Genomic DNA, 12,369 nt, shown 5'->3' on the forward strand with positions numbered 1-12,369 from the left:
CCGGCTTCCGCTTTTCTGGGCTGGCTGCGTCGGGGGCCGCGTCGAATGAAGAGTGCTGAACAGGAAAGGCTTGCGGGGGTCATCGAGGCCTTGGCCGCCTTGCGGCTGCAGATGGATGGCGACCTCGATCGTGCACTGATCCTGCTCACGCTGTTTATCGCCGCCGCTTGTAAAGAACGCGCATCGGCCAACCTGAATGCCCGCGAAGACACCTTGAACGCAAGCGTGATCGCGCGGATCACCGGCATCCCCCGAGAATCCGTGCGGCGCAAGCTCGAAGCGATGAGGGAAGACGGCTGGGTCGTTCGCGATGCCGAAAGTAACTGGTGTGTAGCGCAGAGCTCACGCCGGTCGATTACGGAACTCTATTCTCCGCTCATGGACCTTGGGCGACCGCTCCTCGCATCGCCTGAGTCCGATGGGAAAAAACCTTGATCCAATTGCCCCTTGTCGGCAGTCCATTCGCAAGGTGGGATTGCAGCGAACGACCGAAATGACGAACGTTCGATGTCTGTTCCATCTCGTCGAGCGCGACCGGCGTCGGAGTGCTCGGCTTACCGCCGAAGAAAATCAATACTTCCCAGTATCTTACAGACCATTCACCAAATCGGCGCAGTCATGAGGTCTGGAGAATATTGACCTTGAGAGACCGCGTCTGGGCCACTTGGCGCTGAGGCCGGTGCTCAGCCCTTCCCGCATAACGCTGGAAAACAACGAGAAAATCCGGCCGCTGCCGGATCGGGAGAACGCTTTCGCAGGGGAAAGTGCCGGTCCGCGTGGGATTTGAACGTCCGGTTTCGTGGGAGGCCTCAAGTCCATTCGCAGCCGCAGCGAACTTCTGGAATACGCCCATTCTGTGGAAAAACAACGTGCTGCTGGCGCAGAAAGTGCCTTCGTGAAGACGGCACGAATGCCTTTCTGATCAGGCTTTTCGCGGATGCTGCGGTGCAGGAAGGACCTTGGCCAGTTTGCGGAGGTTCTGGACGGTGGCGGCGAGGAGGAATTCGTCGTTTGCGCCGCACGGGCCGCGTAATCGGAGCCGGCCGAGGCCCAGAATGCGCTTGAGGTGGGCGAAGAGCATCTCGACCTTTTTTCGGAGCTTCATCGAGATTTCGTATTGCTTGGTTTTGGCAATGTCGCGGGCGACCTGACGGGCATCTTCGTGTTCTTCGCGGGTGATCTTGCGTGCGTCGGCGTTCGGGCAGCACTTGGCTTTGGAGGGGCAGGCCTGGCAGACCTCCTTCAGGGCGCGATAGCGGGCCGTGCCTTTGCCGGTCGGGCCCCGGCTCGGATCGGAATAGTTTCGACGGAACTGCTTCAACTCGTGGCCTTCCGGACAGATGTATTGGTCATTCTCGGCGTCCCATTCGAAGTCGGCCCGAGTCCAGGTGCCGTCGCTGCGGCCGGACTTGTCGAAGACCGGGATGTGCGGCGCGATCTTGCGGTCGACCAGCCAGCCCAGCATCGGCCCGGTGCCATAGGCCGTGTCCGCGATCAGGCGTTCGGGATGGAGGTCGAACCTGGCCTTTATCCGCTCCAGCATGGTCCTGGTCGACCCGACCTCGGCCTGCCGGATCGACCGCGTGGCCTCGACGTCGACGATCACCCCGTGATCGGTGTCGATGAGATAGTTGTCGGAATAGGCAAAGAACGCTGGACCCTTGCGCGCCGCCGTCCACTGGCTCGCCGGGTCGGAATGCGAGGTGAACTTGGGCCGGACCTCGCTGGCGGCGCCGAAGGCGGCCTCATCCAGCGTGTCGAGATACTCGCGAACCGCGCGGAGCGCATCGGCCGGATCAATCTGCGAGACGTCCCAGTCCTCCTTCGGCGTCGAGTTCTGCTTGTTCGCGTCCGCTTCGATCAGGCTGGCGTCGACCGCCATGCGCTGGCCGCTGACCAGGCCTTCCTCGATGCACCGCGCGACGGTCGTCTCGAACAGGTGCCGCAGCAGCTCGCTGTCGCGGAACCGGCCATGGCGGTTCTTGGAAAATGTCGAGTGATCGGGAACCCGGTCGGTCAGATCGAGCCGGCAAAACCACCGATACGCGAGGTTCAGATGCACCTCCTCGCACAGCCGGCGCTCCGACCGGATGCCGAAGCAATAGCCGACCAGCAGCATCCGGATCAGCAGCTCGGGATCGATCGACGGACGGCCCGTATGGCTGTAGAAATCCGCCAAATGGCCGCGGACGCTGCCCAGATCGACAAACCTGTCAATGGATCGGAGCAGGTGGTCTTGCGGGACGTGATCTTCCAGCGAGAACTCGTAGAACAGCGCCGGCTGCGCTTCCTGCCTCGGTCCCATCATCGCCATTCCTCCCGCCCGTTGGCAGAATTGAATCAGCACGACGCCCCTCGATCAAGCGCGAGTTTTTCAACGGAATACGCCCTTCACCCCGGATGCTGCGAACGCGGATGCAGCAGGGTCGTCTACGCGACGCATGGTGGCGATGCCGCAGCGACGGGCGAAGGCCGGCGCCATGGACGCGCGTCGGGGAGTGGCTTCCGGCCTGCACTGACCGACGCCACGGGAAGCTCGCCGGCGATCAGTGCCACCAACTGCTTGATCGCCGGCTGCTCCCGCCCGTTTTCCCCTTGACGCCCCTCTGCCCCTCCCTTACCTAGCCCCTCGCTCTTGGCGGAGTAGCTCAGTTGGTTAGAGCAGAGGAATCATAATCCTTGTGTCGGGGGTTCAAGTCCCTCCTCCGCTACCACCCACCCGACCGTCGTTTCGAGCCCGCCGAGCCCGTGTGGTGACACCCGGCGGGCCTATCGCCAGACAGCCAAGCCCCCGAACGGGTCCGTCGCATGAGCGGGGCCTCGTTGGCCCCATGTCGGCGCGGGTCTTTCGGCCGGCGCGCGATGGCGGAAGCAGCGTCACAGGGGTGGGTCAGGCGGTTCGCGGCGACGGCAGGCAGAGCGCCGCCGCTGCGCGGCCTCAGGCCCAGTCCGCCCGGCCGGTGCCGACCGCCTCGGCCACCGTGGCGAAGCCGTCGCGCGCCAGCAGCCGATCGAGGCCGCGCGCGATCTCGCCCACCAGGCTCAGCCCGCCATAGACCAGCGCGGTATAGAGTTGCACGGCCGCGGCCCCCGCGCGGATCTTGGCATAGGCTTCTTCGGCCGAGCCGACGCCGCCGACGCCGATCAGCGGCAGGCGGCCCTCGGTCAGCTGGGACAACCGCGCCAGCACGCGGGTCGACCGCACGAAAAGCGGCGCGCCCGACAGCCCGCCCGCCTCCTCCGCCTGCGGGCTTTTCAGGTCGCCGCGGGCGAGCGTCGTGTTGGTCGCCACGATCCCCTGCACGTCCACCTCCTGCGCCACCTCGGCGATCTCGGCCAGTTCCGCGTCCGACAGGTCGGGCGCGATCTTGAGAAAGACCGGGATCGGGCGGGCAAGGTCCGCACGCGCCGCCATCACGCCCGCAAGCAGCGCCGACAGCGCCGCCCGCCCCTGCAGGTCGCGCAGCCGCTCGGTGTTGGGGGAGGACACGTTGACCGTGGCGAAATCCACATGCGCCCCGCAATGGGTCAGGACCGCGGCGTAATCGGCCGCCCGGTCCGCGCTGTCCTTGTTGGCGCCCAGGTTGAGCCCGACCACCGCCCCCGGCGGCCGCGCCGACAGCCGCCGGCCGATGGCCGCCATGCCGTCGTTGTTGAACCCGAACCGGTTGATCGCCGCGCGATCCTCGGCCAGCCGGAACAGGCGCGGGCGGGGGTTGCCGGGCTGCGGCCGGGGCGTCGCCGCGCCCGCCTCGATGAAGCCGAAGCCCGCGCGCGAAAGCGGGCCCAGCGCCTCGGCGTTCTTGTCGTAGCCGGCCGCGAGCCCCACCGGGTTGGGCAGCCGCAGGCCCGCCACCTCGGTCGCCAGCCGCGGGGAAGTCACCGGCCCCGGCAGCGGGACCAGCCCGCCCCTCAGCGCCGCGAGCGACAGGTTGTGCGCACGCTCCGCATCCATCCGGTGCAGCACCGCAAGCGCGGCACGTTCGAGCGGCGTCATACCACGCCCTCGGGAAAGATGTGGCCCGTCGCGCCCAGCGGCAGCGACTTGTCCCACACGACATCGGCCATCCTGAGGTCCCGGTAAAGGTGCGGGAACAGCGCCCCGCCCCGCGACGGCTCCCATTTCAACGCGTCGCCAAGCCGCGCGGCATCGACCGCGACCAGCACGAGGTCACTTTCGCCCGCGAAGTGCTTTTCGGCGGTGCCGGTCACCTGCTCGGCGGTCGAGAGGTGGATGAAACCATCCGCCAGGTCCACCGGCGCGCCCGCGCTTCGCCCCGTCTGGCGGAACGCGTCCCACTCGGCCCGGCGGAAGATCTTGTAGATCAGCATCCCCCTGACATGCCCGCTGGCGCTGACGCGGTCAAGCGAGCGCGCGGCCAAGAGCTTTGACAGCGCGCCGGCGGCACGGCACCCTCGATGCGATCACGCGAGGAGGGTGCCGAAGATGAAAACACGCATTGCAACCGTGGCCGCCGCCCTGGCGCTGGGCGCCGGCACCGCCTCCGCCGACTACGCGCTGACGATCCTGCACACCAACGACTTCCACGCCCGGTTCGAGCCGATCTCGAAATACGACGCGGGCTGTTCGGAAGAGGACAACCGGGCCGGGGAGTGCTTCGGCGGGTCGGCCCGGCTGATGACCGCGGTCGCGGCGGCCAGGGCGCGGGCCGGCAATGTCCTGCTCGTCGATGGCGGCGACCAGTTCCAGGGCACGCTGTTCTACACCTACTACAAGGGCAAGGTCGCGGCCGAGATGATGAACAAGATGGGCTATGACGCGATGACCGTGGGCAACCACGAGTTCGACGACGGCCCCGAGGTGCTGCGCGGCTTCGTCGATGCGGTCGACTTCCCCATCCTGATGTCGAATGCCGACATCTCGGGAGAACCCCTGCTGTCGGGCGCGATCCGGAAATCGGTGGTGATCGAGAGGGGCGGCGAACGGCTGGGCCTGATCGGGCTGACGCCGCAGGACACCGACGAGCTGGCGAGCCCCGGCCGCAACGTGATCTTCACCGACCCGGTCGAGGCCGTGCAGGCCGAGGTCGACCGGCTGACCGATGAGGGCGTGAACAAGATCATCGTGCTAAGCCATTCGGGCTATGATCTGGACAAGCGGTTGGCCGCCGAGACGACCGGGGTCGACGTGATCGTGGGCGGGCATACCAACACCTACCTGTCGAACACCGCCGACAGCGCCGCCGGCCCCTACCCCACCATGGTCGGCGACACTGCCATCGTGCAGGCCTACGCCTATGGCAAGTTCCTCGGCGAGTTGACAGTCACCTTCGACGACGCGGGCGAGGTCGTGCAGGCGGTGGGCGAACCGCTGATCATGGATGCCGCCGTCGCCGAGGACGGCGCGACCATGGACCGGATCGCGGAACTCGCCGGGCCGCTGGAAGAAATCCGCCAGCGGGTGGTGGCCGAGGCGGCGACGCCGATCGATGGTGATCGCTCGGTCTGCCGCGCGATGGAATGCCCGATGGGCAACCTCGTGGCCGACGCGATGCTGGACCGGGTGCGCGACCAGGGGATCCGGATCGCGATCCAGAACAGCGGGGGTCTGCGCGCCTCGATCGACGCGGGGCCGGTGACCATGGGCGAGGTGCTGACCGTGCTGCCGTTCCAGAACACCTTGTCCACCTTCTTCGTCTCCGGCCGGACGATCATCGATGCGCTGGAAAACGGGCTGAGCCAGGTCGAGGAGGGCGCGGGGCGCTTCCCGCAGGTCGCGGGCCTGCGCGTCACCTGGGACCCGGCGGCGCCCCCGGGATCGCGCGTGGGGGACGTGGCGGTGCAGGGCGGCGACGGCTGGCATCCCCTCGACCCGGCCGCCACCTACGGCGTGGTGTCGAACAACTACGTGCGGAACGGCGGCGACGGCTACGACATGTTCCTTTCGGCCGAGAACGTCTACGATTTCGGGCCCGACCTCGCCGATGTCACCGCCGAGTTCCTGGCCGCCAACGCCCCGTACCGGCCCTACACCGACGGGCGCATCGCCACCCGGTGACGGGCGCCCTTGCCCCGCTTTCGCGGGCGGCGTATCGCTGGACCATGGCCATGACCCCGCCCCCCGCCCGCTGATGCCGCGCGCCGGTTTCGAAATGGACGGCGAGACCGTCGCGCCGGGCACGCGGCGCACCGTCGATCTGCCGGTCGCGATGCTGTCCGACCACACGCCGGTGACGATGTCCGCCCATGTCGTCCACGGCCGGCGCGCCGGGCCCGTCGTCTTCGTGACCGCCGGCATCCATGGCGACGAGGTGATCGGGGTGGAGATCGTCCGGCGCCTGTTGAGCCTGCCGGTGCTGAAATCGCTGCGCGGCACGCTGATCGCGATTCCCATCGTCAACGCCTTCGGCTTTCTCAACCTCTCGCGCTACCTGCCCGACCGGCGCGATCTGAACCGCTGTTTCCCCGGCTCGGCCGAAGGCTCGATGGCCGGGCGGCTGTCGCATCTGGTGATGGAACAGGTCGTGGCCCGCGCCGACCTGGGGATCGACCTGCATTCGGCCGCCATCCACCGGACCAACCTGCCGCAGGTCCGCGTCGCGCCCGGCGACGACGATCTCCTGCGCCTGGCCAAGGTCTTCGCCGCGCCGGTGGTGCTGCGCTCGGACCTGCGCGAGGGCTCGCTGCGCCAGGCGGCGCTGCAGCGCGGGGTGGGCATGCTGCTCTACGAGGCGGGCGAGGGGCTGCGCTTCGACGAGACGGCGGTGCGGGCGGGCGTCTCGGGCATCCTGCGGGTGCTGCACGACCGCGGCATGATTCCCGCCAAGGGCGTGCCGCGGGCGCGCCGCGCGCCGCTGGTCTGCCGGGAGTCGCGCTGGCTGCGGGCACCGCAGGGCGGGCTGTTGCGCACCTATCGGTCCGAGGGCGACGTGGTCGACCGCGGCGAGGTGCTGGCGGTGGTCTCCGATCCGTTCGGCGAGGTGGAGACGGAAGTCCTGGCCCCCGAACACGGGATCATCCTCGGCCGCGCGGTGCTGCCGGTCGTCAACGAGGGCAACGCGGTCTTCCACCTGGCCGCGATCGCCCCGGCGGAGCGGGCGGGCGACCGCATCGGCGCCTGGAACGCCGAGCTGGAGGCCGAGCCCCTGTTCGACGAGGACGAGATCATCTGACCGCGCCGGTCCACGTGCCGGCAAAGATGGTCACGCCGGTCTCCGCTCCGCTGCCGCCTCGAGCGCCGGGTAGCGCACGCCCAGCGTGACGGCGCGGGCCACGAAGGAGATCAGCAGGGCGGCCCAGAGGCCGTGATTGCCCCAGACCGGCACCAGGGCCGCGGCGGCCAGCGCGTAGACCGCCGCCGCGATCGCCATCATGTTGCGCATGTCGCGGGTGCGCGTGGCGCCGATGAAGATCCCGTCGAGCATGTAGGAGGCAAGCCCGAAGACCGGCGCCGCCACCATCCAGGGCAGGTAGGCGCGCGCCGCGCTGCGCACCTCGGGCGCGGTCGTCATCAGGTCGATGATCGCACCCCCGAAAAGCGCGAAGGACGCGGCGAGCCCGATCACCGTCGCCGCCCCCCAGAAGCTGGTCATCAACGCGCCCTGCCGCAGCGCCGCGCGGGCGCGGGCGCCCATCGCCTGGCCGACCAGCGCCTCGGCGGCGAAGGCGAAGCCGTCGAGCGCGTAGGCGGTGATCTGCAGGAACTGCAGCAACACCTGGTTGGCCGCCAGCGGCACGTCGCCGAAATCGGCGGCGAGAAACAGGAACGAGACGAAGATCGCCTGCAGCATCAGCGAGCGCAGCAGGATATCGGTATTGACCATCGCCATGCGCCTGAGCCGCGCCGGGTCGAAGACCCGCGCCCGGTCGCGCCACGCCGCGCCGCGGAACGCCTCGCGGCAGAGCCAGAGGCCCATCGCCGCCCCCGACCATTCCGCCAGGAAGGTGGCGATGGCCACGCCCTCGACCCCCCAGCCCAGCCCGAGCACGAACCAGAAATCCAGCAGGATGTTGACCGAATTCATCCAGAGCTGGATTGCCAGCACGGCCTTGGTGCGCCCCTGGGCAATCAGCCAGCCGGTGATCCCGAAAAGCCCGATTGCCGCGGGCGCCGACCAGATGCGGATCGCGAGATAGTCGCGCGCCATCGTCTCGACCTCCGACGAGGCGGGCGAGACCAGGAAGGCCCCGGCGAACAGGGGCAGTTGCAGGGCGATCAACGCGCCCCCCGCCGCACCGGCCACCAGCAGCGCACGCGAGAGCATCGCGTCGACCTCGGCATGATCGCGCGCGCCCCAGGCCTGGGCCGTCAGCCCGGTGGTGCCCATCCGCAGGAAGCCGAACACCCAGTAGAGCGCCGAGAGGATGATCGCGCCGATGCCCACCGCGCCGATGGGCACCGCCTCGCCCATCTGGCCCACCACCCCGGTATCGACGGCGCCGAGGATCGGCACGGTGGCGTTCGACAGGACGATGGGCAGCGAGATCGCCAGCACCCGGCGATGCGTGACGGCCGGCCCCTCGTCCGCCCGGACGGTCTCAGCCATGGCGGGGCGGCATCAGGAAATGGCCGGTCGCCTGGGCATAGAGCCGGGCGCGGTTGTCCTGCCACGCCTCGACATGCACGCTGGCGTAGCGCCGGCCCGAGCGGTTCACCCGCGCCCGCGCATAGGCGTCGCGCGGCAGGCCCGAGCGCAGGTAGTCCACGGTGAAGTCGATGGTCTTGGGCAGCCGCGGCAGGGTCTCGGGCGTCAGGGTGAGCGGGTCGAGCGCGCCGGACTCCATCTCTTCCCAGATCAGCGACCAGGACAGGCCGATGATCGCCGTCACCTCGAGGAAGGCGGCCGTCACGCCGCCATGCAGCGCGGGCAGCAGCGGGTTGCCGATGAGCTTGTCGTCGAAGGGCAGAAGCGCGGTCAACTCGTCGCCGCGGCGCTCGAACTCGATCCCGAGGAAATTGATGTAGGGCACGCCGTGCACCAGCGCCGACAGCGCCGCGTCCCGGCGCTGCTTGACGACCTGGACGGGTTCGGGCCGGCGCACGCTCATGCCCCGCCCCCGCGTTCCACCGTGAAGGCGCCCGACGCGGTCGCGACCGGGTTGGCCTCGTCCTCGTCCGTGGCGGTGGCGCGCACGAAGGCGACCGAGCGGGTCACGTGGTAGCATTCGGCGCGCGCCCTGATCCGCTGGCCCGGGGCCGCGGGCCGCATGTAGTCGATGCGCAGGTCGATGGTGGCGGTGCCGGCGGGCGCCTGCGGGTGGCTCATCACCGCCGCGCCGCCGCAGGTGTCCAGCAGCGCCGAGACCGCGCCGCCGTGGATCACCCCGCTTTGCGGATCGCCGATCAGCCGCGCGTCATAGGGCATCGAGATCTCGGCCACGCCGTCGCCGATCGCGTCGACGCGCATGTTCAGCGCCCGCGAATGCGGAATCATCTCGATGAATTGCCGGGCGATCCGGGCCTTGTCCTCGTCCATCGGCACTCCTTTACGTCCCGGTTATTGGCCCTCTCCCGGCGGGCTGCAAGGGTTAACTGCCCCGGCCCGGCGCCTCCGCCGGCGTCGGCGCCCTTTCAAGTCGGGCACCCGCGACTGGATCTCGCGCGCGACGCTTGCTAGGCAACCGGGGCGCGAAGGCCGGTCGGGAAGCGTCGATGTCCGAGGATCGTCTGAGCTTCAAGGAGATGTGCGCGCGGTTCGACGTGACGCCGCGCACCCTGCGCTATTACGAATACATCGAGCTTCTCGATCCCGAGAAGGAAGGGCGCACCCGGTGGTACGGCCCGCGCGAGGTCGCGCGCCTCACGCTGATCCTGCGGGGCCGGCGCTTCGGCTTCAGCCTCGAGGAAATCCGGCAATGGCTGCTGATCTATGACGAACGCGGCAGCCGCGCGCAGATGGAAGCGATGATCGAGATGTCGGATCGCCAGCTCGCGGCGCTCGAGGCCCAGCGCGCCGAACTGGACCGCGCGATCGCCGATCTGCAGGCCCTGCGCGACGAGGTCGCCGCGAGCCTGGACAAGGGGGCCTGACGCGCCCGTCCGAGCGACACGAAATGACGCAGCGTTACGTTTACGTAAACGTCATTTCGGCTTGTATCCTGCCGCCGCAGCCGTCACCCCGCCTGTCTGACAAGACGGGAACCCGACCAGGACACATGACCGACGAACTGATGACGATACGCCAGATGTGCGACAGCTTCGGCGTCACCGCGCGCACCCTGCGCTTCTACGAATCGCGCGAGCTTCTGAATCCGATCCGGGAGGGTCAGAAACGTCTCTTCACGCGGCGCGACCGCGGTCGGCTGACGCTGATCCTGCGCGGCAAGCGCTTCGGCTTCAGCCTTGAGCAGATCCGCCAACTGCTTGCGCTTTACGATGTCGAGAATGGCGAGGCCGCCCAGCACCGCGAAGCCTATGCCATCGGGCGGGCGCGGCTGGACGACATGGTGCGCCAGCGCGCCGAACTGGACCAGGCCATCGCCGAACTGCAGCAGCAGCTTGCCATCTGCGAACAGAAGATCGCCGATTTCACACCGGAGGCGAAGAAGGCCTGAGTCGCACGCCCCGGCACGACCGACAGAAGGGAGACCCCGATGCCGATCTACACCCCGCCCACCGAGGACATGCAATTCGTGCTGCACGACGTGCTCGCGGTCAGTGCCGCCGACATTCCCGGCTACGACGAGCTCGAGCGCGACTTCACCGCCGCCGTGCTCGACGAGGCGGGCAAGATCTCGGCCGAGGTTCTGGCGCCGCTGAACGCGACCGGCGACGCCGAGGGCTGCAGCCTCGAGAACGGGGTGGTGCGCACGCCAAAGGGGTTCCGCGAGGCGTACGAGCAGGTCCGCACGGGCGGGTGGATCGGGCTTGACGCGGACCCGGACTATGGCGGCCAGGGCATGCCCTACCTGATGAACACCGCGGTCGGCGAGATGTTCGTCTCGGCCAACATGGCGTTCAACATGTATTGGGGCCTGACCCACGGGGCGATGTCGGCGATCCACGCGCACGGCTCGGACGAGCAGAAGGCGTCGTATCTGCCGAAAATGATCGAGGGCACCTGGTCGGGCACGATGAACCTGACCGAACCCCATTGCGGCACCGATCTGGGCCTGATCCGCACAAAGGCCGACCCGCAGGGCGACGGCACCTACGCGATCACCGGCACGAAAATCTGGATCTCGGCCGGCGAGCACGACCTGACCGAGAACATCGTCCACCTCTTGCTGGCCAAGATCCCCGGCGGGCCCGACGGCACCAAGGGCATCTCGCTCTTCATCGTGCCCAAGTTCCTACCCGATGCCGATGGCAATCCCGGCCGGCGCAACGCGCTGCAATGCGCGGGGTTGGAGCAGAAGATGGGCATCCACGGCAACGCGACCTGCGTGATGGATTACGACGGCGCGACCGGGTTCCTCGTGGGCGAGGAGCACAAGGGCATGCGCGCGATGTTCACCATGATGAACGAGGCCCGCCTGGGCGTTGGCCTGCAGGGCTATGCGCAAGGCGTCGTCGCCTACCAGAACGCGCTGGCCTGGGCGCAGGAGCGCACCCAGGGCCGCGGGCTGGGCGCCCCGGCCAATCCCGACGGGCCGGCCGACCCGATCATGGTTCACCCGGACGTGCGCCGGAACCTCATGCACCAGAAGAGCTTCGTGGAAGGCGCGCGCGCCTTCGCCCTGTGGGGCGCGCAGCTCATCGACCGCGCGGCCCGCACGGGCGATGCGGAGTCCGAGACGCTGATCTCGCTGCTGACCCCGGTCATCAAGGGCTTCCTGACCGACAAGGGGTTCGAGACCACGGTGCTGGCGCAGCAGACCCTGGGCGGCACGGGCTTCACCCGCGCCGCGGGGCTGGAACAGTTCGTGCGCGACGCGCGGATCACGATGATCTACGAGGGGACCAACGGCATCCAGTCGCTCGACCTCGTGGGCCGCAAGCTGCCCCAGGACGGCGGCAAGGCGCTGATGGCGTTCTTCGACACGGTCAAGGGCTTCATCAAGGACAACGAGGGCGATGAAACCCTGAAGGCGGAGTTCCTGGAGCCCCTGAAGGCCGCCTCGAAGGACCTGCAGACCGCCGCGATGTATTTCATGGAACAGGGCATGAAGCAGCCGGCCAATGCGCTGGCCGGCTCCTACGACTTCATGCACCTGTTCGGCCATGTCTGCCTCGGGCTGATGTGGGCCAGGATGGCCGCGGCGTCGCGGGACGCGCTGGCCGCGGGCCACGGCAACCCCGCGTTCCACGAGACCAAGCTGGCCACCGGGCGCTACTACATGGCGCGCCAGTTGCCGGCGACCGGGCTGCACCTGGCGCGGATCACCAGCGGGGCGGACACGGTCATGGCCCTGCCCGCCGAGGCGTTCTGATGGCGCGGCGCCCGGCGCCCGACGACAGGGAGTGAA

The 12,369-nt window shown here is 68.6% G+C and carries 12 protein-coding genes and 1 tRNA gene; 7 read left to right on the plus strand and 6 right to left on the minus strand.

The features are described from left to right. Positions 1–45: 45 nt before the first annotated feature. Entirely contained in the window at positions 46–435 is a 390-nt protein-coding gene (locus BUR28_RS10715; protein WP_074220110.1) for a helix-turn-helix domain-containing protein, read from the plus strand. Positions 436–922: 487 nt separating this feature from the next. On the opposite strand, the gene BUR28_RS10720 is transcribed toward BUR28_RS10715, so the two are convergent. Next, a complete protein-coding gene (locus BUR28_RS10720; RefSeq protein ID WP_074221609.1) occupies positions 923–2,308 on the minus strand; it encodes an IS5/IS1182 family transposase in 1,386 nt (461 codons plus the stop codon). 329 nt (positions 2,309–2,637) lie between these two features. Between BUR28_RS10720 and BUR28_RS10725 the strand changes: the two genes are divergently transcribed. After that, a tRNA-Met gene (locus BUR28_RS10725) sits at positions 2,638–2,714 on the plus strand. A gap of 224 nt (positions 2,715–2,938) precedes the next feature. Here the strand turns inward: BUR28_RS10725 and BUR28_RS10730 are convergent. Continuing rightward, entirely contained in the window at positions 2,939–3,997 is a 1,059-nt protein-coding gene (locus BUR28_RS10730) for a quinone-dependent dihydroorotate dehydrogenase (protein ID WP_074220111.1), read from the minus strand. Then, entirely contained in the window at positions 3,994–4,332 is a 339-nt protein-coding gene (locus BUR28_RS10735) for a DUF952 domain-containing protein (protein WP_074220112.1), read from the minus strand. Before BUR28_RS10735 ends, BUR28_RS10730 begins: the two co-directional genes overlap by 4 nt. Before the next feature lie 115 nt (positions 4,333–4,447). On the opposite strand from BUR28_RS10735, the gene BUR28_RS10740 reads away from it, so the two are divergent. Together BUR28_RS10740 and BUR28_RS10745 are read left to right on the plus strand one after the other, a co-directional pair. Next, on the plus strand, positions 4,448–6,019 hold the full coding sequence (locus BUR28_RS10740; RefSeq protein ID WP_074220113.1) for a bifunctional metallophosphatase/5'-nucleotidase: 1,572 nt from the start codon (positions 4,448–4,450) through the stop codon (positions 6,017–6,019). Positions 6,020–6,092: 73 nt separating this feature from the next. Further along, positions 6,093–7,133: a succinylglutamate desuccinylase/aspartoacylase family protein gene (locus tag BUR28_RS10745; RefSeq protein WP_074220114.1), complete on the plus strand. Its 1,041-nt coding sequence runs from the start codon at positions 6,093–6,095 to the stop codon at positions 7,131–7,133. Positions 7,134–7,163: 30 nt separating this feature from the next. Here the strand turns inward: BUR28_RS10745 and BUR28_RS10750 are convergent, their stop codons facing one another. The 3 genes from BUR28_RS10750 to BUR28_RS10760 are packed head-to-tail and all read right to left on the minus strand — an operon-like array spanning position 7,164 to position 9,437. Next, entirely contained in the window at positions 7,164–8,507 is a 1,344-nt protein-coding gene (locus tag BUR28_RS10750; RefSeq protein ID WP_074220115.1) for an MATE family efflux transporter, read from the minus strand. After that, positions 8,500–9,009 carry a PaaI family thioesterase gene (locus BUR28_RS10755; RefSeq protein ID WP_074220116.1) on the minus strand — a complete coding sequence of 170 codons (510 nt, stop codon included), beginning with the start codon at positions 9,007–9,009 and terminating at the stop codon, positions 8,500–8,502. Before BUR28_RS10755 ends, BUR28_RS10750 begins: the two co-directional genes overlap by 8 nt. Beyond that, positions 9,006–9,437, minus strand: a complete 432-nt coding sequence (locus tag BUR28_RS10760; protein ID WP_074220117.1) for a PaaI family thioesterase — start codon at positions 9,435–9,437, stop codon at positions 9,006–9,008. Before BUR28_RS10760 ends, BUR28_RS10755 begins: the two co-directional genes overlap by 4 nt. A gap of 176 nt (positions 9,438–9,613) precedes the next feature. Here BUR28_RS10760 and BUR28_RS10765 point away from each other — a divergent pair, with 176 nt between their 5' ends. The 3 genes from BUR28_RS10765 to BUR28_RS10775 all read left to right on the plus strand — a co-directional run bounded on the left by BUR28_RS10765 (position 9,614) and on the right by BUR28_RS10775 (position 12,333). Continuing rightward, positions 9,614–9,991: a MerR family transcriptional regulator gene (locus tag BUR28_RS10765; RefSeq protein ID WP_074220118.1), complete on the plus strand. Its 378-nt coding sequence runs from the start codon at positions 9,614–9,616 to the stop codon at positions 9,989–9,991. A 125-nt stretch (positions 9,992–10,116) separates the two neighbouring features. Then, positions 10,117–10,515, plus strand: coding sequence for a MerR family transcriptional regulator (locus BUR28_RS10770; protein ID WP_074220119.1), 399 nt, complete (start codon positions 10,117–10,119; stop codon positions 10,513–10,515). 39 nt (positions 10,516–10,554) lie between these two features. Next, a complete protein-coding gene (locus BUR28_RS10775) occupies positions 10,555–12,333 on the plus strand; it encodes an acyl-CoA dehydrogenase C-terminal domain-containing protein (protein ID WP_074220120.1) in 1,779 nt (592 codons plus the stop codon). Positions 12,334–12,369 lie beyond the last annotated feature (36 nt).

Source organism: Rhodovulum sp. ES.010 (assembly GCF_900142935.1).
Taxonomy (GTDB): domain Bacteria; phylum Pseudomonadota; class Alphaproteobacteria; order Rhodobacterales; family Rhodobacteraceae; genus Rhodovulum.

What these genes read in the sequence shown, in the direction of transcription:
- BUR28_RS10715 (WP_074220110.1), top strand. Translation starts at nt 46, where the DNA reads ATGAAGAGTGCTGAACAGGAAAGGCTTGCGGGGGTCATCGAGGCCTTG.
- BUR28_RS10720 (WP_074221609.1), bottom strand. Translation starts at nt 2,308, where the DNA reads ATGATGGGACCGAGGCAGGAAGCGCAGCCGGCGCTGTTCTACGAGTTC.
- BUR28_RS10730 (WP_074220111.1), bottom strand. Translation starts at nt 3,997, where the DNA reads ATGACGCCGCTCGAACGTGCCGCGCTTGCGGTGCTGCACCGGATGGAT.
- BUR28_RS10735 (WP_074220112.1), bottom strand. Translation starts at nt 4,332, where the DNA reads ATGCTGATCTACAAGATCTTCCGCCGGGCCGAGTGGGACGCGTTCCGC.
- BUR28_RS10740 (WP_074220113.1), top strand. Translation starts at nt 4,448, where the DNA reads ATGAAAACACGCATTGCAACCGTGGCCGCCGCCCTGGCGCTGGGCGCC.
- BUR28_RS10745 (WP_074220114.1), top strand. Translation starts at nt 6,093, where the DNA reads ATGCCGCGCGCCGGTTTCGAAATGGACGGCGAGACCGTCGCGCCGGGC.
- BUR28_RS10750 (WP_074220115.1), bottom strand. Translation starts at nt 8,507, where the DNA reads ATGGCTGAGACCGTCCGGGCGGACGAGGGGCCGGCCGTCACGCATCGC.
- BUR28_RS10755 (WP_074220116.1), bottom strand. Translation starts at nt 9,009, where the DNA reads ATGAGCGTGCGCCGGCCCGAACCCGTCCAGGTCGTCAAGCAGCGCCGG.
- BUR28_RS10760 (WP_074220117.1), bottom strand. Translation starts at nt 9,437, where the DNA reads ATGGACGAGGACAAGGCCCGGATCGCCCGGCAATTCATCGAGATGATT.
- BUR28_RS10765 (WP_074220118.1), top strand. Translation starts at nt 9,614, where the DNA reads ATGTCCGAGGATCGTCTGAGCTTCAAGGAGATGTGCGCGCGGTTCGAC.
- BUR28_RS10770 (WP_074220119.1), top strand. Translation starts at nt 10,117, where the DNA reads ATGACCGACGAACTGATGACGATACGCCAGATGTGCGACAGCTTCGGC.
- BUR28_RS10775 (WP_074220120.1), top strand. Translation starts at nt 10,555, where the DNA reads ATGCCGATCTACACCCCGCCCACCGAGGACATGCAATTCGTGCTGCAC.